Genomic DNA, 20,366 nt, shown 5'->3' on the forward strand with positions numbered 1-20,366 from the left:
GCCGCGGGTTGCGCCGCCCCCCGCCTCCGCGCGCCCCCCCCCCCGGGGCGCCCCCACAGCCACACGCCCGGCCCCCGCCGCCCCCCGCCCCCCCGCGGGGGGGGGGGGCCCGCTGCCGTGCCCACTCCCCCGGTGACAGCGGTCTGACAGCGCAGCGCCGAACCCGCCCCCCTCATGACAGCCCGCTGACAGCCGGGCCGGACAGCCTGGGGGCATGACACGAATCGCCACCGCCCCGAACGACCGGGGGACCGCCGCGGGCAACGCCGTCGAAGTCCGCGGCATCGTCAAGCACTACGGCACCACCAAGGCCCTCGACGGGGTCGACCTCACCGTCCGCGAGGGCACCGTGCTCGGCGTGCTCGGCCCCAACGGCGCCGGCAAGACCACCCTGGTCCGGGTCCTCTCCACCCTGATCAAGCCCGACGCCGGCACCGCGTTCGTCGGCGGCTACGACGTCCTGCGCCAGCCCAAGCAGCTGCGCCGCACCATCGGCCTCACCGGTCAGTACGCCTCCGTCGACGAACTCCTCTCCGGGTACGAGAACCTCTACCTGATCGGCCGGCTGCTCGACCTCCCCCGCCGCGAGGCCAAGGCCCGGGCCACCGAACTGCTGGAGCGCTTCTCGCTCACCGAGGCCGCCAAGCGGACCGCCAAGACCTACTCCGGCGGCATGCGCCGCCGCCTCGACCTGGCCGCCAGCATGATCGGCCGCCCCAAGGTGCTCTACCTGGACGAACCCACCACCGGCCTCGACCCGCGCACCCGCAACGAGGTCTGGGACGAGGTCCAGCGGATGGTCGCCGAGGGCAGCACCGTGCTGCTCACCACCCAGTACATGGAGGAGGCGGAGCAGCTCGCCGACGAGCTGACCGTCATCGACCGCGGCCGGGTGATCGCCAACGGCGGCGTGGCCGAGCTCAAGGCCAAGGTCGGCGGCCAGACCCTCCAGATCCGCGCCGCCCACCCGGCCGAGCTGCCCGAGATGGCCCGCTGCCTGCACGACCGCGGCATCACCAGCGCCACCGTCTCCACCGACACCGGCCTGCTCGCCGTACCGATCACCGACGACGAGCAGCTGACCACCGTCATCGGGGTGCTCGGCGGCCGCGGCTTCGCGATAGCCGGCATCGACACCAAGGTGCCCAGCCTCGACGAGGTCTTCCTCGCCATCACCGGCAAGCCCGCCGACACCGCGGACGCCGTCCCCAGCCTCGCCAAGGAGCCCGTCGCATGACCACCGCCACCATCACCCCCGCCCGGGTGGAGGACTCCCGGATCGGCCTGTCCGGCACCTTCCGCCACGTCGGCGCGCTGACCCGCCGCAACCTGATGCGGATCAAGGCCGACCCGGAGTCGATGTTCGACGCCGTGCTGATGCCGGTCATCTTCACGGTGCTGTTCGTCTACGTCTTCGGCGGCGCCGTCTCCGGCAACCAGGACTCCTACAAGCAGTACATGATCCCCGGCCTGCTCGGGCAGACCGGCCTCACCCTCGCGATGGCCGTCGGCACCGGCCTGAACAGCGACTTCCAGACCGGCGTGATGGACCGCTTCCGGACCCTGCCGATCGGCCGGGCCTCCGTCCTGCTCTCCAAGATGGCCGCCGAGACCTGCCGGGCGCTGCTCTCCTTCGTGATCCTGATCGGCTTCGCGATGTGCATCGGCTTCGAGGTGAAGACCGGTCCGCTGGAGGTCGTGGCCGCGGTCGGCCTGTCGCTGGTGTTCGGCATGTCGATCGTCTGGGTCTCGATGCTGCTGGGCATGGCGCTGCGCAGCGCCCAGGCCGTCCAGGGCGTGGCCATGCTGGTCCTGATGCCGATGCAGTTCGGCAGCTCGATCTTCGCGCCGACCGACACCATGCCGGGCTGGCTCCAGGCCTTCACCAAGGTCAACCCGCTGTCGGCGCTCGCCGACGCCTCCCGCTCCCTGCTCAACGGCCAGGGGCCGCTGGCCCACCCGGTGATGGTCGTGCTGATCTGGTCGGTGGCCACCACCGCGATCTTCGCGCCGCTCGCCGTCGCCCGCTTCCGCAAGCGGACCTGAGAACGGCCGCCGGCCCTCCGCGGGGGAGGGCCGGGGGGCGACCGGCCGGCACCAGGGGACGGGGCCGGCCGACGGATCGGCTGACCGACGTCCAGGGACGGACGTCGGTCAGCCAATCCACTCGTACATCCGCTCCCGGACCTGTTCCGGGGTCAGGCCCTCGCCGGCGGTGTGGGCGGCCTCGAACGCGGCGTCGCCCAGCAGGGCCCGCAGGGAGGCCGCCGCCCGGCCGCGCTCGACGCGGTCCAGGTAGCCGCCCTTCGGGCCGTTCAGCATGTGGTGCGCCCCGTGCAGCACGGTGGCCTGCCGGGCCCGCTCCAGGTCGCCGTCGCGCTCGGCGAAGGAACGCAGCACGCCCACCACCGCGGGCACCACCATGACCGTCATCTGCTCGCCGAAGCCGCTGGTGCTCGCCGTCTGACGGAGCAGCGTCCGCCCCTCGCGCAGTGCCGCGAGCCCCTCGTCCGGCCGGCCTGCCCGGGCGGTGATCCAGCCCCGGGTGGTGGTCAGCATCCCGGTCACGATCCCCGGGGCGAAGCTGCCGACGCTGGTCGCCTCCATCCGGTCCAGCTCGGCCAGCGCCTGCTCGTGCTCGCCGCGCAGCATGTGGACGCCACAGAGCGTGAGGCCGCCGAACAGCAGCGCGCCGGTGGAGGAGTGGTCCGCGCTGTGGGAGTCCAGCCCGGCCAGCGCCTCCCGGATGATCCGCTCGCCGTGTTCCATGTCCTGCTCCAGCAGGGCGGAGCCGAGGTTCACCCGCAGCATCGGCACCTCGTGCGGTGTCCCCAGCTCCTCGGCCAGCTCGATCGCCCGCTCGTACGCTGCGGCGGCGGCCGCCGGATCGCCCCGGTTGGCCAGCGACTCGCCCTGGGCCGCCAGCGCCTGGGAGACCCCCCAGAGGTTGCCGGCCCGCTCGTACAGCTCCAGGGAGCGCGCGCCGTCCAGGATTCCCTGGTCGGCCCCGCCCGGCCAGTCGTTCAGCATCTTGGCCCGGAGCTGCAGGATGAACGCGAGGTCGTTCGGCCCGCCGTGCTCCTCGCAGCCGCGGACGGCGTCGTCCAGCAGGCTCTTCATCAGCTCCAGCCGGCCGGCCAGGAACGCCCCGAACACCCGTATCAGGCCCGGGAACCGGTAGGCCTGCGGCAGCTCCGGGGTGTAGACGTCCAGCAGCTGCTCCGCGACGGCGATCGCCACCGGGTTGCCGAGCACGTCCAGGTTCCCCTCGAACATGCCCATCAGCCGGTACATCGCGAGCAGTCGGCGGGCCTCCTCGACGACCCCTTCGGGCATCGGCAGGCCGTAGGAGAGCACGTCCCGCTCCAGCGGTACGGGCGGCTGCGGACCGAACGGATCCGGCCCGAGCGCCGCGACGGCGTCGTACCAGCCGCGGGCCTCCATGCTGTAGCCGCGCAGCGACCAGTACCAGCTCATGCCGAGGGTGAGGACCAGCGACTGCTCCTCGTCCCCGAGGTCGATGGCGCGCCTCAGCGCGGCCCGGACGTTGTCCAGCTCGCGCTCCAGCACCGTCAGCCAGTGCAGCTGCTGGGGGCCGTGCATGTTCAGGAAGGCGGTGGCGACGACGCTCCGGAAGTGCGCCAGGTGGCGGGCCCCGGTCGCGTCGCGCTCCTCCTCGGACTCGGCGAGGCGCTCGGTCGCGTACTCGTGGATGGTCTCCAGCATCCGGTAGCGCGGCAGGCTGCCGTCGTCCAGGTCGGCGACCAGCAGGGACTTGTCGACCAGCGACAGCAGCAGGTCGGCGACCTCCCCGCCGACCACCTCGGTGCCGTCGGCGCAGATCGCCTCGGCGTCCTCCAGCTGCCAGCCGCCGGCGAACACCGAGAGCCGGCGCAGCACCGCCCGTTCGCGCTTGCCCAGCAGGTCCCAGCTCCAGTCGACCACCGCGCGCAGGGTCTGCTGGCGCGGCAGCAGGGTGCGGCTGCCCGCGGTGAGCAGGGCGAACCGGCCGTCCAGGCGGTCGGCGATCTGGCGCGCCGTCATCACCCGCAGCCGGGCGGCGGCGAGTTCGATGGCCAGCGGCAGGCCGTCCAGGCGGCGGCAGATCTCGGCGCAGGCCGCCGGGTCGGTGTCCGGGTCGAAGCCGGGGCGGGCGGCGGTGGCGCGCTCGGTGAGCAGGCGCAGCGCCACCGGGTCGGGCAGCGGCTCGACCGGCAGCACGGTCTCGCCGGGCACGCCGAGCGGCTCCCGGCTGGTGGCGAGCACGGTCAGTTCGGGGCACTCGGCGAGCAGGACGTCGGCGAGATCGGCGGCGGCCTGGATCAGGTGCTCGCAGTTGTCCAGGACGAGCAGCATCCGACGGTGGCCGCAGTGCTCGACCAGCCGGCGCACCGGGTCCTCGGCGCGCTTCTCGATCACCTCGGCGACCATGCCGCCGCTGTGCAGCACGATCTCGCGCAGGCCGAGTGCGGAGACCACGGCGGCGGGCACCGCGTCCGGGCTCTCCAGCGGGGCGAGTTCGGCCACCCAGACGCCGTCCGGCCAGTGCCCGGCGGACTGCTCGGCGCGGCCTGCCTCGATCGAGAGCCTGGTCTTGCCGGAGCCGCCGGGGCCGGTCAGGGTGATCAGCCGACTGTTCGTCAACGTTCCGCGCAGCGCGGCGAGATCGCCCTCGCGGCCGACGAAGCTGGTCAGCCGGCCGCGCAGGTTGCCGCCGACGCGCGGGGGCTGGAGCGCCCCGGACCGTTCGGCGGCCGGCGGGGCCGGTATGGGCTCCGGCGCGGGGGCGGTCGCGGGCACGGTCGGCGCGGGGGCCGGTTCGACCTCGGCCGGGGTCAGCAACGTGGCGTACAGGGCCTGGAGTTGGCGCCCCGGGTCGACGCCGAGCTCGTCGGCGAGGGCGCGCCTGGTCCGCTCGTAGTGGCGCAGCGCCTCGGCGGTGCGGCCGCTCTCGTGCAGCGCCCGGATCATCAGCTGCTGCAACGGCTCGTCCAGCGGCTGCCGTTCGCAGAGCTCGGTGAGCTCGGCGACCAGTTCGGCGGCCCGGCCGAGCCCGAGCTCGGCGGTGATCCGGTGGCGGCGGGCCTCCTCGCGCTGGGTCTCCAGCCGGGCGGCCGGGCCACTGCGGTCCGGCAGGTCGGCCAGGGCGGGGCCGCGCCACAGCGCCAGGGCGGCGCGCAGCCGGTCGGCGGCGAGCGCGTGGTCCCCGGTGTCGAGGGCGCGGCGGCCTTCGGCGCCGAGCCGCTGGAACTCGGCGAGGTCGGTGGCCGGGTCGGTCAGCCAGTACCCGGCCGGGCCGGAGCCGATCTCGTCCCGGCCGACGGTCCGGCGCAGCCGGCCGACCAGGGTCTGGAGCGCGGCGGAGGAGTCCTGGGGCGGCTCGGCCTCCCACACCTCGTCCACCAGCAGGTCGGCGGGCACCGGGCGGCCCTGCCGGAGGGCGAGCGCGGTGAGCAGTGCCCGCAGCCGGGCGCCGCCTAGCGGCACCGGGGTGCCGTCGTCGTGGTGGGCCGTCGTGGTCCCGAGGATGCCGTAGTACACCGGTCCATTCTGGTCGATGGGCGGCGCTCGGGGCGCACAATTGTCCAGGGGCCCCTCACCCGCGGCGGAACCCGGACGGGGCCCTCGGACGTTCACCCGGGACGGCTTGTCCGGTCACCGGCCCGCCCGGCATGATCGATCCCCTGCCCGCTTTTCCTCGGACACCCGGAGCACCCACACCATGACCTTCGCCGCCACGCAGCGCTCACGCAGCGAGGACCGCCGGATCAGCCCGGTGTTCTGGGTGCTCCTCGCCGTCCTCGCCACCTCCGGCTGGGCGGTGTACTCGGGCTACGGGAACGCCTCGTTCGGGGTGTTCCTGTTCGTGGTGGCGGGCTGGATGGTCTCGCTGTGCCTGCACGAGTACGCGCACGCGCGCACCGCGCTGCACGGCGGCGACATCAGCGTCGGCGCCAAGGGCTACCTCACGCTCAACCCGCTGAAGTACACCAACGTGCTGCTCAGCTTCGTGCTGCCGATCGTGTTCGTGATCATGGGCGGCATCGGCCTGCCCGGCGGCTCGGTCTGGATCGAGCGGGACCGGATCCAGGGCCGGCTCAAGCACAGCCTGATCTCGGCGGCCGGGCCGCTGGTGAACGTGGTGTGCGCGGCCCTGCTGCTGGTCCCGATCGGCGCCGGCTGGCTGGACGACCCGGCGGTGCACGCGGTCTGGAACGGCTACGAGCTGAACGTCTCGCCGTTCGCGGCCGCGCTCGGCTTCCTCGGCCTGCTCCAGCTCAGCGCCGCCCTGCTGAACCTGCTGCCGGTGCCCGGCCTGGACGGCTACGGGATCGTCGAGCCCTGGCTGTCCTACAAGACCCGGCGCGCGGTCGAGCCGTTCGCGCCGTACGGGCTGCTGGCCGTGTTCGCGCTGCTGTGGCAGCCCGAGGTGAACTCGTTCTTCTTCGGGGTCATCCACGACCTGATGAGCCTGTTCGGCGTGGACCAGGACTACGCGACGCTCGGCCGGTACCTGTTCAGCTTCTGGAAGAACTAGCCAGCTCGGCTAGCCCTGCTCGGCTGCCGCGGCGGCCGTGGCCTCGGCGATCTTCGCGCGGCGGCGGTTCATCCAGAGCACGTTGCTCGCCACACCGGCCATCGGGAGCCAGATCAGGCCCAGCCAGAAGCCCTGGGTCAGCGAGACCACGGCGGCCGCCAGCGCGAGGACGACGACGATCAGGGCGAAGAGGGACGTGCGGGGCATGGCGGGAGGCTCCTAGGGCCGGGTGCGGTCGGCCGGGTTGCGGCCGCACCCATTGTCGCCGACCTCACCTCCGGAACTGGTCCAGGGGTGAGGCCGACACGGCTCGACCGGATCTCGGGCGGCCGGTCCCGAACGGTCCGGTCTCAAACGGTCCGCTCTCAGATGGTCCGGTCTCAGACGTCCGTCACCCGCAGGCCCGCGTGGGCCTTGTAGCGGCGGTTGACCGAGATCAGGTTGGCCACCAGCGACTCCACCTGGTGCGCGTTGCGCAGCCGGCCCGCGAAGATCCCCCGCATGCCAGGGATCCGGCCGGCCAGCGCCTGCACGATGTCGGTGGCGGCCCGCTCCTCGCCGAGCACCATGACGTCGGTGTCGATCTGCTCCACCGACTCGTCCTGGAGCAGCACCGCCGAGAGGTGGTGGAAGGCGGCGGTGACCCGGGAGTCCGGCAGCAGCGCGGCGGCCTGCTGGGCGGCGCTGCCCTCCTCCGGCTTCAGCGCGTACGCGCCCTGCTTGTCGAAGCCGAGCGGGTTGACGCAGTCGACCACGATCTTGCCGGCCAGTTCCTCGCGCAGCGCGGTCAGGGTCGCGGCGTGCCCGTCCCAGGGCACCGCGACGATCACCACGTCGCTCTCCCGGGCGGCGGTGGCGTTGTCGGCGCCACGCACGCCGCGGCCCAGTTCGGCGGCGGAGGCCTCGGCCCGGGCCGCGTCGCGCGAGCCGATGATCACCTGCTGGCCGGACTTGGCCAGTCGCAGGGCCAGGCCGCGCCCCTGGTCGCCGGTGCCGCCGAGGACACCGACCACCAGCTGTGAGACGTCCGGCAGTTCGTGGGCCGGGTTTGTCGCTGAATCGAGGGAAGTCATGGGCCGATCCTGTCAAACCCCCGGCCGGACGCGACATTCTGGGCCGCATGGACGCGGTGAGAGTTTCGGCACTCCGGCAGCACCTGGCGGGCACCGGCTGGCTGGAGGCGGTCGGCGGCTTCGCCGGATCGCTGCGGCGCTCGGTGTCACGGCGCACGGCCGGCGAGCTGCTGCTGGTCGGCACCGAGGCGTACGAGCCCTGGCATCTGGCCGCGCACCTGGCGGACGAGGCCGCCTGGTCGGCCGTCCCCCGACTGGTGCCCACCCTGCTGCGGCACGCTCCGCCGGCCGGCGCCCCGTCGCACCTCGCGCACGGCCTGCGCCGGCTCACCGGGGCCGGGCGCGGCGCCACCGTCCTGGTGGTGGCGCCGGAGGCGGCCGGCCCGACACTGCTGGAACGGGTGCAGGACGCCCGCCGGCACGGCGCGACCGTGCTCGCACTGGACGGCGCCGCCCCCGCCGAGCCGGGCGACCTCGGCGGGCTCGCGCACGAGCGGCTCGCCGTCGGCACCGCCGACGAGCAGCCCTTCGACCTCGCCCAGCACCTGGTCAGCGCCGCCGCCGGGCGGCCCCCGGGCCACCGCGCCGCGCTGGACCGGCTCGCCGAACTCGCCGGCCGGCTGACCGTACCGCCCGCGATCAGCCGCTGGTAGCCCGGCCCACCCCGCCCCGGCCCGACCGTGACGGCCGGACGCCGACCATGACGGCCGTGTGCCGGGCTGAAAAACCCTTTGCGAACCCGGCGGCCCGCGTTCGAGGATGCTGGTTCGTGAACGACGACGAACCCCCGCATCCCCCCGGCACCTCCGGACGGTCTCGCACGCTGCTGCGCTCGCTCGCGCCCGACCTCTCGCCCTGGCGCGCCTCCCGCGACTTCCGCTTCCTCTGGCTCTCCGGCTGCGTCACCAGCTTCGGCAGCTACCTGACCTACGTCGCCGTGCCGATGCAGATCAAGGAACTGACCGGTTCCTCCTTCGCGGTCGGCCTGATCGGCGCCTTCGAGCTCGTCCCGCTGATCGTCTTCGGCCTGTGGGGCGGCGCCCTCGCCGACGCCCTGGACCGCCGGAAGCTGGTGCTGCGCGCCGAGGCCGGGCTGGGCCTGCTCGCCGGCCTGCTGCTGCTCAACGCGCTGCTGCCGTCCCCGCTGCTCTGGCCGATCTACCTGGTCGCCGCGCTGGTCGCGGCCTGCGACGGGTTGCAGCGCCCGGCCCTGGACTCGCTCACCCCGCGGATCGTCCCGCACCAGCACCTGACCGCCGCGTTCGCGCTCAACTCCCTGTACCGCAACGCCGCTTCGGTGGCCGGGCCGGCGCTGGCCGGCGTCGTGGTGGCGTTCTCCGGGGTGGGGACGGCGTACGCGCTGGACGTGCTCACCTTCGCCGCCTCGCTGCTGCTGCTCGTCCGGATCCGGGCGGTGCCGCCGGCCACCGGCGCCGAGCGGCCGTCGGTGCGGGCGGTGCTCACCGGCATCCGGTACGCGTGGAGCCGCAAGGACCTGCTCGGCACCTACACGATCGACCTCTGCGCGATGCTGTTCGCCTTCCCGGTGGCCGTCTTCCCCTTCCTGGCCTCCGAGTTGGGCGCGGACTGGGCGCTCGGCCCGATGTACGCGGCCTCCGCGGCCGGCGCCCTGCTGGTCGGGGCGACCAGCGGCTGGACGTCCCGGATCCACCGGCACGGCCGGCTGCTGGTGGTCGCCGCCGTCGGCTGGGGCGCGGCCATGGCCCTGGCCGGCCTGTCCGGGAGCATCTGGCTGGTGCTGCTCGGCCTGGCGCTGGCCGGCGGCGCCGACGAGATCAGCGGGCTGGCCCGCTCGACCATGTGGAACCAGTCCATCCCGGACGAGGTGCGCGGCCGGATGGCCGGCGTCGAACTGCTCAGCTACTCCGTCGGCCCCCAGCTCGGCCAGGTCCGGGCCGGCACCATGGCCGGGCTGGTCGGCGTCCGCGCCGCCGTCTGGAGCGGCGGTCTGATCTGCGTCGCCGCCGTCGTCGTGGTGGCCGCCGCGCTGCCCAAGCTGCTCGCCTACGACGACCGCACCGACCCGCACACCGCCGCCGTCCGCGCCGGGCACGAGCGCGCGGAGCGCGAGCGGGAACAGCAGCGCGAGCGGGGGCAGCAAGGCGAGCGGGAGGCCGCCGCGGCGACGGACTGACACCGACTTGCTGACGGCGCCGGCTTGACGGCAGAAAGCCGGACGCCGCCCCGGCCGCTACTCGCCGCCGCCGTCCTTCGGCGTGTCGTTCCAGCGCTCGTCCCCCTGCCGCCACTCCCGGTTGCGCTCGTCGGCGAGTTGCAGGGCGTGCGCGGCCTCCTCCGGGCTGTCGTACGGGCCGAGGCGGTCCTTGGCGGGGCACTCCGGCCCCTCCTCGACCTTGCCGTGCTTGATGCAGTAGAACCACTCGCCGGGCTTTCCGGTCGGCTTGCGGTGGAATCCCAGGGGCATGGTGCCCTCCCGTCGACGCGATGGGGTCGTACCGATCATTCCCCGGCCGGGGCCTCCGCGCACACCGCCCGGGCGCGCCAGGGGCGGCCGTTAGACTCGCGGCCATGGCTCTCGTACCCGGCATCCAGTCCCCCACCCGCAAGGTCCCGGCGCACATCGCGCGCCCCGAGTACGTCGGGCGGCCCGCCCCGACGCCGTACACCGGGCCCGAGGTGCAGACCGCCGAGACGATCGAGAAGATGCGGATCGCGAGCCGGATCGCCGCCCAGGCGATGGCGGAGGCCGCCAAGCTGATCGCCCCCGGCGTCACCACCGACGCGCTGGACGCCGTCGCCCACACCTACATGTGCGACCACGACGCGTACCCGTCCGACCTCGGCTACCGCGGCTTCCCCAAGTCGGTCTGCACCTCGATCAACGAGGTGATCTGCCACGGCATCCCGGACTCGACCGTGCTCCAGGACGGCGACATCGTCAACATCGACGCCACCGCGTACATCCACGGGGTGCACGGCGACCTCAACGCCACCTACCTGGTCGGCGACGTCGACGAGGAGTCCCGGCTGCTGGTCGAGCGGACCCGCGAATCCCTCGACCGGGCGATCAAGGCCGTCAAGCCCGGCCGTCAGATCAACGTGATCGGGCGGGTCATCGAGTCCTACGCCAAGCGCTTCGACTACGGCGTGGTGCGGGACTTCACCGGGCACGGCATCAACACGTCGTTCCACTCCGGCCTGATCATCCCGCACTACGACAGCGAGCGGGCCACCGAGGTGATCAAGCCGGGGATGACCTTCACCATCGAGCCGATGCTCACCCTGGGCACCTACGACTACGAGATCTGGCCGGACGGCTGGACGGTCGTCACCAAGGACCGCAAGCGCACCGCCCAGTTCGAGCACACCCTGGTGGTCACGGCGGACGGCGCGGAGGTCCTCACCCTGCCGTGACCCCGGCCGGGCGCCGGGCGGCCCCTGGAAACCGCCGAGCCGCCGAGCCGTGGGGCGCCGGTTCAGCCGATGAGCCACTGCTCCTCGGCGACGGCGCCCACCTCGGTGCAGGCGTCGGTGAGCACGTCCAGGACGCGCAGCGGGTCCGGCAGCGGCTGCTCGGGCCCGCGCAGCCACCGCACCTGCGAGCCGTCCGGCAGCGCGGCCGGCGGCAGCAGGGTGTACGAGCCGCGGCAGTGCCAGCGCAGGCCGGGGTGCTCGGACATGGTGTCCGGGGTGGAGTCGAGGACGCTCGGCCACCACTCGTCCTCGTCCTGCGGGGTGCCCCGGGTGGCGGTGAAGAACAGGTAGCGGTCCTCGCCGACGGCGGCGACCGGGCCCTCGACGCCCCGCTCGGTCAGCCGTTCCAGGGCCAGCCGGCCGGCCTCGACCGGGACGTCCAGCACGTCGTGGGCGCGCCCGGTGGCGGTGATGAAGTTGGTCTGCGGATCGCGGGCGAGCCAGCGGGCGAGCTGCTCGGGATCGGTGGTGGCCTGGGTCTGCCAGGCGAAGGAGACCGGGTGCTGGGCGGGGGCCGGACAGGCCACCCGGTCGCAGGAACAGCGGTAGCCGGCCGGATGCGCGGCCGGCGCGAGCGGGAATCCGGCGCGCACCGCGCCGAGCAGCTGATCGAGTCGGGCGGCGGGGCCGTCCACGTCACCCGACCGGGCCCGCTGACGCTCACGCTTCTGCCACCAGGTCGTCCACCTGCCGCCGGCTTCCATCGGGCCCCTTCCGCGCACTGCCGTACCTGGTGCGGCACAGCGTTCGACGTACCACTCCGACGCAACGCACAGCGCCCCCCGCTGCTTCCCGGGGCGGTGCTCGGCCCTGCTGTCCACGCCCTGCCGACCGGGAACCGGGGTCACCGGAGGGCCGACGCCCGGGTCACGGTACGCAGTCGCGGCAGCACGCTGTCCGCGCCAGGTCGGCCGGAGGGCGCGCGGATCCGCGCCCCGCCCGGCCCGTACGGGGCCCGCTGACCCGGGTGAACCCCGGGGGCGTAACAGGAAGGATAAGGGTGCGCGGGGCCTCCGGATGACCGGGGGCGGTGCCTCTCCGGTCACACTCCCCGCACCCGGCAGGATCCGCCGGACGGGCCCCGGGCGTGTGCGCCGGTCACCCGTGCGGAGGTGAGACCCTGGTGGGGTGAAGAGCGCGGACACCGAATTCGTCGGCGGCCCCCTGGACGGCCGCATCCTCCCCATCCCGCTGGGGCCGATGTTCGGCGTGCCGAAGACCTACAAGGTGCCGGTCCCCGCGCACGGCGACTCCCCCGCGCGCACACTGGTGTACGTCCGGTCCAAGCAGGTGCGGGGCATCAGCTGGCACTGGCGCTACGAGTTCGACGAGGCGGCCACCGCCCGCGCGTCCGGCTGACGGCCGCACCGCCCGCGCCGGCCGCCGCCCCCAGCCTCCCCGGGAGGACGGCATGGCGAGAACGGCACGGCACCCCCGCAGCCGCCCCCAGGCGGTCGCGCACCACAACCGGCAGGTCGCCGGCGTCACCGGGGCGCTGCTGGTGGCGGTGTGCGTCTACACCGTGGTGATCGGCCCGAACGGCTGGCTCTGGTTCGGCTGGGCGGTGCTGCTGCTCGCCTGCGTGGCCCTGTTCACGGTCCACCCCTGAGCAGCCGCACCGCCTGTGCCCAGCCCCCCACGCCGGTCAGTCCTCCTCGGCGAGGATCAGGTAGAGCTTCTTGCGCGCCTCGGTGAGCACCGCCAGGCCCTTGGCGCGCTGCGCCTCGGTGCCCGTCGCCATCACCTGGCGGATCGCCTGGTCGACCGCGGCCAGCGCCTGGCCGACCTCCTGGACGGCCTCCCAGTCGACCTCCCGGCCGGCCTCCGCCCACGGCTCGGCGGGCCCCGCCTCGGCCTCGGCCCGGCCCGCCTCGGTGAGCGACACCAGGCGCTTGCCGCCGACCTCCTCCGCGGTGATCAGGCCCTCCTCCTCCAGCAGTTGGAGGTTGGGGTAGATCGAGCCCGGGCTCGGCCGCCAGGCCCCACCCGTCCGCTCGGAGATCTCGGCGATCATCTCGTAGCCGTGCATCGGCCGCTCCTTGAGCAGCGCCAGCAGCGAGGCCCTGACGTCCCCGCGCCGCGCCCGGCCGCCGCGCCGCCCGTGCGGACCGCCGCGGCGCCCGCCGTGCCCGCCGAAGCCGTGCCCGAACGGACCGCCCATCGGCCGCCCGGGGCCACCGCCGCCGAACCGCGGCGGGCCGGAGCCGCCGAATGCCACCCCGCCCGCGCACACCCCCCCGGCGAAGTCCGGCCCCCGCCCCCCGCGCCCCCCCCCCCCCGGGCGCCGGGGGGGCGCGCGGGGGGCGCGGCCCCCGCGCCGGCCGCCCACCCCGGACTCCCGGCGGTAGATCTGCGCCTGCGACCCTCCGAGGTGCACGGTGGCGGCCCTGGCCACGTCGGTGTTGCGCCACGGGATCGCCTCGGACACCAGGAAGTCGACCTTGGCCGCCGCGGGCCCGTACCGGAACCTGCCGAGTCGTCGCCGGTAGGCGGCGGGCAGTCGGTCGCCCGCCACGGCCGAGAACTCCTTCGGCCCGGTGTCGAACATGACGACGCGCGAACCGCGCACCTGCGCCAGCTCGGTGATGCGCGCACCGGTGTGGATCAGCCCGCCGTGGCGCCGGATGTCCTCGGCCAGGCCGGCCGCGATCTCCGAGCTCCCGCCGCGCGGCACCGGCCACCCCGAACTGTGCGCCAGGTGGCCGAGGAAGACCGACACGGCCCCGCCGACGATGCTGGGGAGCCTGCCGACGGCGTGCGCGGCCACCCCGGCGAGGAGGGCGGCCGCCTCGTCGGTCGCGAACCGGCGCGTGGCGAGCGCCGTCCCGTGGACCAGGGACCGCCACGCGAGCATCGCCGGAGTCCGCAGGGACGCGGGGACGGAGCGGAAGTCGGAGAGGAAGAGCTCCCCGATCTCGGTGCTGCGGCCGATGAGCGGTGCCATCAGCCGCCGCCAGCCGGCGCCGTCACGGCCCAGTGCGTCGCAGGTCCGGTCGAGGTCGCGGTACGCCACGGCGGCCCGCCCGTCAGCCAGCGGATGGGCGTAGGACGCTTCCGCCTGGAGCAGGTCGATGCCGCGGGCCGACAGGTCGAACCGGCGGAGGAACGGCGAGACGGCGGCCATCGGATGGACGGCGGAGCAGATGTCGTGCCGTACGTCGCTGTCGAACAGCGCGTGCGTGCGCAGGCCGCCGCCGATCTCGTCCTGGCTCTCGTAGACGTCCACGTGCAGCCCGGCGCGGGCGAAGGTGACGGCCGCCGCCAGGCCGTTCGGCCCGCTGCCCACGACCGCGACGTCGCTGTTCCATTTCATGCTCGGCCCGCCTCGTTCGTGGTCGGTCCGCCGCGCGGGATTCCACGGGCGGGGCGGCCGCTCACCGGGAGCTGGTGCTACCGGCGGCCCTCCGCATCGAACATTCCTTCCAGCTCCTTCAGGACCGACGGCAGGTAGAAGCCGGTCTCGCCCTCCCATTTTCGCTTCCCGACGCTGTAGGCCGCGACGGTTTGGCTGACCGAGACGTTCGGGCGCTGCAGCAGGAGCTCCATGTTGCGTTCGACGACGGCATTTCCGGCCGGAAAGGCGGTGGCGAGCACGATCGGCTTGTCGGTGATCTGCAACGCCATGGTGGCGGGGGTGTTGCAGTTTCCCGCGGCGAGCCGCATGGCGAAATCGAGCGTCGCGGGAAAGACGGCGAAGGCGTCGACGCGTTCGCCGATCTCCACGTGCGCGGATTCCGGGAGGGAGGGGTCGGCGTAGTCGTCGGTCCACACGTCGCCGCCCACCAGTCGGCGCAGCGCGTCGAGCGTCACGAAACGCTGTGCGGACCTGGTCACCAGGAGGTCGCTCGTGATCCGGGGAAACGACTGGCGCAGCCAGTGCAGCCAGTACGGCGTGAGCGCGGCGTTGATGGATCCGGTCACGATGAACAGGATCCGCTTCTCGCCCAGATCGGGGATCTCCTGATTGCCGGCGCTTCCGGCGCTTCCGGCGCTTCCGGCGTTTCCGGTGTTTCCAGCGCTTCCGCCGGTTCCGCTGCTTTCGGTGCTTTCGGGCATCTCGGTATTCCCCCGGTTCACAGGGCGAGTTCCGGCGAGATCATGATGGGCTTGATCCCGTCGGCACCCTCGGTCGGGACGGACGCCACGATCATGAACTGGTAGTCGCCCGACTCGCTGCTCTTCCTGCACGCGTCCCGCACGGCCCCGGCCATCAGGTTGTACCCGTCGCTGTTCAGCATCCACTCGAACATGGCCCCGTTCGAGGCGAGCGTGCGCACCTGCGACGCCATGTCGAACAGCGCCTTGGGAACCCGGCTCCCCGGGTTCCACAGCACGGCGAGCGGCTTCGCCTCGTTCCGCATGGCCAGGTCGGCCCACGTGGTCCAGCCGTCCGCGGGCGTCGCGCGCGTGCGGTAGAAGACGTACAGGTCCTCGATGCCGGGGTTCGGGGCGAAGAAGCGCCATTGCGGCAGGTCGGGGAAGAACGGCAGGCGCATCTTGATCGGCAGCTTGTCGTCGGGCAGGTTCTCGAAGACCGTCAGCACGACGTGCGTCACCAGGGCGGCCTTGACCAGGGACGCGACGGCCCTGCGCCACGCGCTCATGAGTTCTCCAGGATGATCGCCGCCGTCTGCTGCGCCAGGGCGGGCTTGGCGATGATGGACCGGTGGCTGCTCGCCGGCACGACGTGGAAGTCCGCGGCGACCCGCTCGCTGAGCTTGCGCTGCTGCTCGGTGTTGTTGGCGGCCGAGATGACGACGCGCCGCAGCGGCCCGGCGGCCACGAAGTCCTGCCCGGCGAGGGGCTCGTGCAGGTACTCCTGGCGAGCCGCCAGCAGCACCTGGGGGCTGGAGATCGAGGCCAGGTACGCCCGTTGGATGTCCGGGCGGTATTCGAGTTCCCGCTCGGTGGGGCTCGTCAGCCAGCGGGTGGTGCCCAGGGCCGAGCCGAGCAGCCGTCGCGCGGTGTCCTGGTTGTAGCGCGCCACCCGCCTCTTCGACCCGCGGTCCTCACCGAGGAGGACGGCGTCCGTCCCGTCGACGATGTGCAGGACGGTGGCGCGCTCGCGCACGTACGCGGACTCCGCCGCGACGTTCATGGCGGTGAGGGCGCCGATCGAGTGGCCGCACAGGACGACGTCGCCCTGCGGCGCGAGCTGTTGCAGGAGGAACTCGACCAACTGGGCCGGCCGCAGCCTGCTCTTCGAGCGCCAGTACCCGCTGCGGTGGTAGCGCAGCACCCGGAAGCGCCGGCTGAGCAGCCCGGCCACCCAGTCCCAGGATTCCAGCGGCGCGCCCAGGCCGCTTTCGAGGACCGCGACGGGGGCGGTGGGGCCGAGCTCCCCGCCATCGAGCGCGTACTCGATCGCGAGGCCGTCCGGGCCCTGGATCAGGGAGGTCCCCTTGAGCCCGCCGCGCCGGGTGTACTCCTCCTCCAGGCGGATGTACGAGAGGTAGGCGCTGACCACGGCGGCGGCCCCGAAGGTGGCGACCACCTGGCGTTCGAACCTCATCCCCGGCCCCCGTTCCTGGGGAGGCGGTCCACGGCGTAGAGGACCGCCGCGTGGGCCGAGCTGAATCCCCAGAAGAACCGCGGCAGGCCCATCGTCACGGCGATGCCCAGGTGGAAGAGCTTGACGCCGGCCAGGGCCCTGCGGGCGTCCGCCGGTGCCAGCAGGTAGACGACCGGGAACCCCGTCTCCCAGACGATGGTGAACCACGTCATCGAACTGCACAGCAGCGGGCTCTTCTTCAGCCACTTGGCGACCGCGCTGTCCCCGTACTGCTGGGTCTGCAGGACCTGTTCCAGCGCCTCGCCCGACCGCCAGGTACTGGAGATCGCCTTCGCCGCGCCGGCGGTCACGTAGGCGATGAAGGTCTGGGCGTTGACCGCGCGCAGGAAGAGGTCGTCGGACTTCTCGGCCTCGGGGACCAAGGCGGTGAGCACGCGGTAGCCGCAGATCAGGGCGGCCATGTGGTCCGCCCCGTCCCTGCCGAACGAGGTGCGGTACTTGCTCAGGCCGCTGGAGGCCAGCATCAGGCCGGCTCCGGTGATCTGCTGCGCCCGGCTCCTGCGGCCGGTCAGGGTCAGCGCTCCGCCGACGACGCCCATGGCCTTGATGGCGACGGCGCCGCCGCGGCTGTCGATCGCCTTGCGGAGAGCCTGCGGGACGACGCTGCGATCGCGTTTCGAACTCAGGCCCTGCAAAAGGCCGTTGGGTCCGTAGGCGGCTGTCCGGGTCAAGGCTTCGAGGCCGCTGATGATCTCGCCCACCGCGGCCGGGGCCAGCGTCCAGTAATGCGCGTCCTCGCGCGATATGGGGTGGGAAGGCTCGTTGACGATCTTAGTGAATGGCATTCACGCGTCCTCGTGCTCCGGTCGAGCGGGGCCGGAAAGGGGAACCGCTCGTCCCCCTTTCCGGCCCGTCTGCTCACATGGGTGGTGTCACCGGTGGGTCAGTTGGTTCAGCAGCCGAGGCAGATCGTGCTGCCCGTCACGACGACCTCGCACACGGCGATGATGGTGGGGGTGGTCATCGCGGGAGCGTTGTGTGCGTTCACGAAACCCTCCTGCGCCTCCGCGAACGAAGCGTTGACGGCATCGGTCACGAACTCGACACGCGATTCGGTGGCGTTCACTCTTTCTCCTTTTGATGGTGGAGACAGCGGCCAACCCACAGAGGACCGACGTCCGCTGCCGGCCGCTGCCGTTCGACCATATGTCGTTTCGGTAACCACGGGAAGACCCTTGATGTGTTCATGGTGTGCACAATGCGAATCGGCGGCGGATAATTTCGAAGAAATTGACCAATTCCATTGTAGGTGGACATTCCTCGAATTCTGTGCAATGCCCCTTTTGTTGCGGAGTCCCCGGGTGTTCCTGTATTCGATCATTGATATCGCAGGTCAGGCCTTGATCGAGAATCCGGGCGGGTGGCGGATTCCGCCGAACAGTCCGTATGGCCTCGAATCACCCCATTTGACTTGACGGCCTCGGGTTCGGGTTCCGGTTCGGCCGGAGGGCGCATGTCGGGCCGCCCGGAGGGTGTATTTGGGTCGGCTTTGCAGGATTGGGACGCCTTGCTATGATCGGCCCAATGTTCAGAAAAGTGTGAAAATGAACGTTTCGATCATCCGAGAGAAGACGGCTCGTCGATTGAAAAACAAAACCGGCAAGGCGGCGGGCGCACCGCTGCTGCAACTCGTCGACGTCACACACGCGTACGGTGACAGCACCGTGCTCGACCGGGTCTCCCTCCGCATCCACCGTGGTGAGTGCGTTTCCCTGGTCGGGGAGAACGGATCCGGCAAGAGCACCCTGCTCCGCGTGGCGGCCGGACGGGAGAGACCGTCCGGAGGATCGGTCGTCTTCGACGGGGAAGAGATCCACGAGGATTCCCTGGACGTGCGCAAGCGGGTCGCGTCGGTGATGGATCCCGGTGCGTTCTACCCGGACCTCACCGTGCGGGAGCACCTGCGGCTCGTGGCGCTGTCGCACGGCATGGGCGCCGGAGCCGATGCCGCGGTCGACGGGGCGCTGGAGTCGCACCGCCTCACGGCGCAGTCCGAACAGTTCCCCTCGGCCCTGTCCTCCGGACAGACCCAGGCGCTGCTCCTCGCCGCCGCCTTCATCCGGCCGCACGACCTCCTCATCCTCGACGAGCCCGAACAGCGGCTCGACTCCCACGCCCGGACCGCCCTCGCCCGCCTGATCGCGGAGCACCGCGACCGCGGAGCGGCCGTCCTCATGGCCACCCACCACCGGGCCCTGAACGAGGTCGCGGACCAGATCGTCGAAGTCGGCTCGCGTTCGGGGCACTCGGGCCCGTCCGGGGCGGTGCAGGGGGAAGGATGAGCGGCTTGAGCGACAGCGTGGCACCCGCGACCGGGACGAGGGCACGGGTGCCCGACAGGTCGGGGGACTGCACCGCGGACACCCTGCTGTTCCTGCGCGAAGCCCGGAGCGGCACGCGCCAGGAGAAGTGCAGGAGCGCGTGGTTCATTGTCTATACGGTCCTCCTGGTGGGCGGCTGCTGGGGCGTCCCCGCCCTGCTCCAGTGGACGAGTTCGACCCGGGGGGGCCCCCCGCCCCCCCCGGGCGCCGGGCCGAAGCCGCCGAAGGCCTCCCGGCCCTCGAACTCCCGCCCTTCGAAGTCCGGCCCCGGCCCGCGGCGCCAGCCACCGCGCGGACCCTCGCCGCTGAACCGCATTCCCGGATTTCCTCGGTTTCCTGAGCGCATGGCGCTCACCTCCTCGTTCACCGAGCCAGTCGAGTTACTGTCTCGATAGCTCGACGATATATCGGCGACTGTCGCTCGTCAACGGATTCCGACACGAACGGCGCACCGGCGCCCCACCCCACCGCCCGGGCCCCGTCCGGCCGCTACGGTGACGGGCATGGCCGGTGAACGAGACCTCGCGAAGCTGCTGCACGGGATGCGCCCGCTGCTCAACCCGGGGCGGTACGTGTACTGCACGCTGCCCGCCAAGGTGCCCGCGGGCATGCGGCCGGTGGTGACCGTCGCCGAACCCGAAGGGGTCACGGTCGTCGTCGCCCAGGAGGAGGCCGACGCACTCGGGCTGCGCTACGAGTACGTGGCCGCCTGGATCACCCTGCAGATCCACTCCGCCCTGGAGGCCGTCGGCCTCACCGCGGCCGTCGCCGGGCGCCTCGCCGAGGAGGGGATCAGCTGCAACGTGGTGGCCGGCTTCCACCACGACCACCTGTTCGTCACCGCCGACGACGCCGACCGCGCCGTCCGGGCCCTGGAGGAACTGGCCGGCCGCTCCGCCTGACGACGCCGCCGAGTGGCCGCCCCCGCACGGCCCTCCGACACTGGGAACGGCTGCCCGGCCACCCCGGCCGGCCGGCCCCCACCGGAAGGAGACGGCCGCCATGGCCACCTGCGTCACCTGCGGCAACGACTACTGGCTCGCCTTCGAGATCAAGACCATCACCGGCGACACCTACACCTTCGACAGCTTCGAGTGCGCGATGGAGAAGCTCGCGCCGCGCTGCGAGCAGTGCCAGGTCCGCATCGTCGGCCACGGCGTCGAAGTGGCCGGCCGCTTCTTCTGCTGCGCCAACTGCGCCCGCGTCAACGGCGGCCTCGGCGACCAGATCCGCGACGCCGTCGGCGCCCGCCCCGCGTAACGGCAGGCAAGCGGAACAGTCGGCCTGTACCCCCGGTTCTGTCTCCCGGAGCGCTCGCGCGACCGGGGCGGCCCCACGACAAAGGCCCCCTGACCTGCGGCTTCGCAGATCAGGGGGCCTCAGTCAAGCTAGGGCGGCGGAAGAGT

At 72.7% G+C, this 20,366-nt stretch carries 22 protein-coding genes; 11 read left to right on the forward strand and 11 right to left on the reverse strand.

Annotated elements, in window-relative coordinates:
* Positions 1-214: 214 nt before the first annotated feature.
* Both ACFV61_RS12700 and ACFV61_RS12705 read left to right on the forward strand, forming a co-directional pair.
* Positions 215-1,237, forward strand: coding sequence for an ATP-binding cassette domain-containing protein (locus ACFV61_RS12700; RefSeq protein ID WP_063347353.1), 1,023 nt, complete (start codon positions 215-217; stop codon positions 1,235-1,237).
* Positions 1,234-2,046, forward strand: coding sequence for an ABC transporter permease (locus ACFV61_RS12705; RefSeq protein ID WP_063347354.1), 813 nt, complete (start codon positions 1,234-1,236; stop codon positions 2,044-2,046). Before ACFV61_RS12700 ends, ACFV61_RS12705 begins: the two co-directional genes overlap by 4 nt.
* Positions 2,047-2,154: 108 nt before the next feature.
* Here ACFV61_RS12705 and ACFV61_RS12710 read toward each other — a convergent pair whose 3' ends face one another.
* Positions 2,155-5,541: a BTAD domain-containing putative transcriptional regulator gene (locus ACFV61_RS12710; protein ID WP_380491560.1), complete on the reverse strand. Its 3,387-nt coding sequence runs from the start codon at positions 5,539-5,541 to the stop codon at positions 2,155-2,157.
* A 181-nt stretch (positions 5,542-5,722) separates the two neighbouring features.
* Between ACFV61_RS12710 and ACFV61_RS12715 the strand changes: the two genes are divergently transcribed.
* Positions 5,723-6,538 carry a site-2 protease family protein gene (locus ACFV61_RS12715; RefSeq protein ID WP_380482135.1) on the forward strand — a complete coding sequence of 272 codons (816 nt, stop codon included), beginning with the start codon at positions 5,723-5,725 and terminating at the stop codon, positions 6,536-6,538.
* 9 nt (positions 6,539-6,547) lie between these two features.
* Here ACFV61_RS12715 and ACFV61_RS12720 read toward each other — a convergent pair whose 3' ends face one another.
* Positions 6,548-6,745: a hypothetical protein gene (locus ACFV61_RS12720; protein ID WP_063347357.1), complete on the reverse strand. Its 198-nt coding sequence runs from the start codon at positions 6,743-6,745 to the stop codon at positions 6,548-6,550.
* 173 nt (positions 6,746-6,918) lie between these two features.
* Positions 6,919-7,611: an NADPH-dependent F420 reductase gene (npdG, locus tag ACFV61_RS12725; RefSeq protein ID WP_380337556.1), complete on the reverse strand. Its 693-nt coding sequence runs from the start codon at positions 7,609-7,611 to the stop codon at positions 6,919-6,921.
* Positions 7,612-7,658: 47 nt separating this feature from the next.
* On the opposite strand from npdG, the gene ACFV61_RS12730 reads away from it, so the two are divergent.
* On the forward strand, positions 7,659-8,264 hold the full coding sequence (locus tag ACFV61_RS12730; protein ID WP_380491562.1) for a hypothetical protein: 606 nt from the start codon (positions 7,659-7,661) through the stop codon (positions 8,262-8,264).
* Positions 8,265-8,380: 116 nt separating this feature from the next.
* A complete protein-coding gene (locus tag ACFV61_RS12735) occupies positions 8,381-9,766 on the forward strand; it encodes an MFS transporter (RefSeq protein WP_380482133.1) in 1,386 nt (461 codons plus the stop codon).
* Between the two features lie 57 nt (positions 9,767-9,823).
* Here the strand turns inward: ACFV61_RS12735 and ACFV61_RS12740 are convergent, their stop codons facing one another.
* Positions 9,824-10,057, reverse strand: coding sequence for a hypothetical protein (locus ACFV61_RS12740; protein WP_063347360.1), 234 nt, complete (start codon positions 10,055-10,057; stop codon positions 9,824-9,826).
* Between the two features lie 104 nt (positions 10,058-10,161).
* Between ACFV61_RS12740 and map the strand changes: the two genes are divergently transcribed.
* Positions 10,162-11,007: a type I methionyl aminopeptidase gene (gene map, locus ACFV61_RS12745; protein ID WP_380370577.1), complete on the forward strand. Its 846-nt coding sequence runs from the start codon at positions 10,162-10,164 to the stop codon at positions 11,005-11,007.
* Between the two features lie 62 nt (positions 11,008-11,069).
* On the opposite strand, the gene ACFV61_RS12750 is transcribed toward map, so the two are convergent.
* On the reverse strand, positions 11,070-11,771 hold the full coding sequence (locus ACFV61_RS12750; RefSeq protein ID WP_063347362.1) for a bifunctional DNA primase/polymerase: 702 nt from the start codon (positions 11,769-11,771) through the stop codon (positions 11,070-11,072).
* Between the two features lie 424 nt (positions 11,772-12,195).
* Here ACFV61_RS12750 and ACFV61_RS12755 point away from each other — a divergent pair, with 424 nt between their 5' ends.
* Both ACFV61_RS12755 and ACFV61_RS12760 read left to right on the forward strand, forming a co-directional pair.
* On the forward strand, positions 12,196-12,426 hold the full coding sequence (locus tag ACFV61_RS12755; RefSeq protein WP_063347363.1) for a hypothetical protein: 231 nt from the start codon (positions 12,196-12,198) through the stop codon (positions 12,424-12,426).
* Positions 12,427-12,478: 52 nt separating this feature from the next.
* Positions 12,479-12,676: a hypothetical protein gene (locus ACFV61_RS12760; RefSeq protein WP_063347364.1), complete on the forward strand. Its 198-nt coding sequence runs from the start codon at positions 12,479-12,481 to the stop codon at positions 12,674-12,676.
* Positions 12,677-12,712: 36 nt separating this feature from the next.
* On the opposite strand, the gene ACFV61_RS12765 is transcribed toward ACFV61_RS12760, so the two are convergent.
* The 6 genes from ACFV61_RS12765 to ACFV61_RS12790 form a co-directional block, all read right to left on the reverse strand.
* Complete coding sequence (locus tag ACFV61_RS12765; protein ID WP_380491565.1) at positions 12,713-14,380, reverse strand: helix-turn-helix transcriptional regulator; 1,668 nt, start codon at positions 14,378-14,380, stop codon at positions 12,713-12,715.
* A 77-nt stretch (positions 14,381-14,457) separates the two neighbouring features.
* Positions 14,458-15,123, reverse strand: a complete 666-nt coding sequence (locus ACFV61_RS12770; RefSeq protein WP_380491567.1) for a flavoprotein — start codon at positions 15,121-15,123, stop codon at positions 14,458-14,460.
* 17 nt (positions 15,124-15,140) lie between these two features.
* Positions 15,141-15,671: a hypothetical protein gene (locus ACFV61_RS12775; RefSeq protein ID WP_063346942.1), complete on the reverse strand. Its 531-nt coding sequence runs from the start codon at positions 15,669-15,671 to the stop codon at positions 15,141-15,143.
* Positions 15,668-16,579, reverse strand: a complete 912-nt coding sequence (locus tag ACFV61_RS12780) for an alpha/beta hydrolase (RefSeq protein ID WP_363377198.1) — start codon at positions 16,577-16,579, stop codon at positions 15,668-15,670. The genes ACFV61_RS12775 and ACFV61_RS12780 overlap by 4 nt, the downstream gene beginning before the upstream one ends.
* Positions 16,576-17,424: a hypothetical protein gene (locus ACFV61_RS12785; RefSeq protein ID WP_208869057.1), complete on the reverse strand. Its 849-nt coding sequence runs from the start codon at positions 17,422-17,424 to the stop codon at positions 16,576-16,578. The genes ACFV61_RS12780 and ACFV61_RS12785 overlap by 4 nt, the downstream gene beginning before the upstream one ends.
* A gap of 107 nt (positions 17,425-17,531) precedes the next feature.
* A complete protein-coding gene (locus tag ACFV61_RS12790) occupies positions 17,532-17,705 on the reverse strand; it encodes a cypemycin family RiPP (RefSeq protein WP_159398383.1) in 174 nt (57 codons plus the stop codon).
* Between the two features lie 517 nt (positions 17,706-18,222).
* On the opposite strand from ACFV61_RS12790, the gene ACFV61_RS12795 reads away from it, so the two are divergent.
* From ACFV61_RS12795 to ACFV61_RS12805, 3 genes are all read left to right on the forward strand, one after another.
* On the forward strand, positions 18,223-18,921 hold the full coding sequence (locus tag ACFV61_RS12795) for an ATP-binding cassette domain-containing protein (protein WP_380342717.1): 699 nt from the start codon (positions 18,223-18,225) through the stop codon (positions 18,919-18,921).
* 542 nt (positions 18,922-19,463) lie between these two features.
* Positions 19,464-19,862 carry an ACT domain-containing protein gene (locus ACFV61_RS12800; RefSeq protein WP_063347366.1) on the forward strand — a complete coding sequence of 133 codons (399 nt, stop codon included), beginning with the start codon at positions 19,464-19,466 and terminating at the stop codon, positions 19,860-19,862.
* Between the two features lie 100 nt (positions 19,863-19,962).
* Complete coding sequence (locus ACFV61_RS12805) at positions 19,963-20,220, forward strand: hypothetical protein (protein ID WP_063347367.1); 258 nt, start codon at positions 19,963-19,965, stop codon at positions 20,218-20,220.
* Positions 20,221-20,366 lie beyond the last annotated feature (146 nt).

The sequence above is a fragment of the Kitasatospora sp. NPDC059817 genome, from assembly GCF_042731835.1.
Taxonomy (GTDB): domain Bacteria; phylum Actinomycetota; class Actinomycetes; order Streptomycetales; family Streptomycetaceae; genus Kitasatospora.

Excerpts from the sequence above, each read along its gene's own strand:
- ACFV61_RS12715 (WP_380482135.1), top strand. The coding sequence starts at position 5,723 with ATGACCTTCGCCGCCACGCAGCGCTCACGCAGCGAGGACCGCCGGATC.
- ACFV61_RS12805 (WP_063347367.1), top strand. The coding sequence starts at position 19,963 with ATGGCCACCTGCGTCACCTGCGGCAACGACTACTGGCTCGCCTTCGAG.
- map (WP_380370577.1), top strand. The coding sequence starts at position 10,162 with ATGGCTCTCGTACCCGGCATCCAGTCCCCCACCCGCAAGGTCCCGGCG.
- ACFV61_RS12765 (WP_380491565.1), bottom strand. The coding sequence starts at position 14,380 with ATGAAATGGAACAGCGACGTCGCGGTCGTGGGCAGCGGGCCGAACGGC.
- ACFV61_RS12760 (WP_063347364.1), top strand. The coding sequence starts at position 12,479 with ATGGCGAGAACGGCACGGCACCCCCGCAGCCGCCCCCAGGCGGTCGCG.
- npdG (WP_380337556.1), bottom strand. The coding sequence starts at position 7,611 with ATGACTTCCCTCGATTCAGCGACAAACCCGGCCCACGAACTGCCGGAC.
- ACFV61_RS12750 (WP_063347362.1), bottom strand. The coding sequence starts at position 11,771 with ATGGAAGCCGGCGGCAGGTGGACGACCTGGTGGCAGAAGCGTGAGCGT.
- ACFV61_RS12720 (WP_063347357.1), bottom strand. The coding sequence starts at position 6,745 with ATGCCCCGCACGTCCCTCTTCGCCCTGATCGTCGTCGTCCTCGCGCTG.
- ACFV61_RS12700 (WP_063347353.1), top strand. The coding sequence starts at position 215 with ATGACACGAATCGCCACCGCCCCGAACGACCGGGGGACCGCCGCGGGC.
- ACFV61_RS12780 (WP_363377198.1), bottom strand. The coding sequence starts at position 16,579 with ATGAGGTTCGAACGCCAGGTGGTCGCCACCTTCGGGGCCGCCGCCGTG.
- ACFV61_RS12785 (WP_208869057.1), bottom strand. The coding sequence starts at position 17,424 with ATGCCATTCACTAAGATCGTCAACGAGCCTTCCCACCCCATATCGCGC.
- ACFV61_RS12740 (WP_063347360.1), bottom strand. The coding sequence starts at position 10,057 with ATGCCCCTGGGATTCCACCGCAAGCCGACCGGAAAGCCCGGCGAGTGG.
- ACFV61_RS12730 (WP_380491562.1), top strand. The coding sequence starts at position 7,659 with ATGGACGCGGTGAGAGTTTCGGCACTCCGGCAGCACCTGGCGGGCACC.
- ACFV61_RS12775 (WP_063346942.1), bottom strand. The coding sequence starts at position 15,671 with ATGAGCGCGTGGCGCAGGGCCGTCGCGTCCCTGGTCAAGGCCGCCCTG.
- ACFV61_RS12705 (WP_063347354.1), top strand. The coding sequence starts at position 1,234 with ATGACCACCGCCACCATCACCCCCGCCCGGGTGGAGGACTCCCGGATC.
- ACFV61_RS12770 (WP_380491567.1), bottom strand. The coding sequence starts at position 15,123 with ATGCCCGAAAGCACCGAAAGCAGCGGAACCGGCGGAAGCGCTGGAAAC.
- ACFV61_RS12800 (WP_063347366.1), top strand. The coding sequence starts at position 19,464 with ATGGCCGGTGAACGAGACCTCGCGAAGCTGCTGCACGGGATGCGCCCG.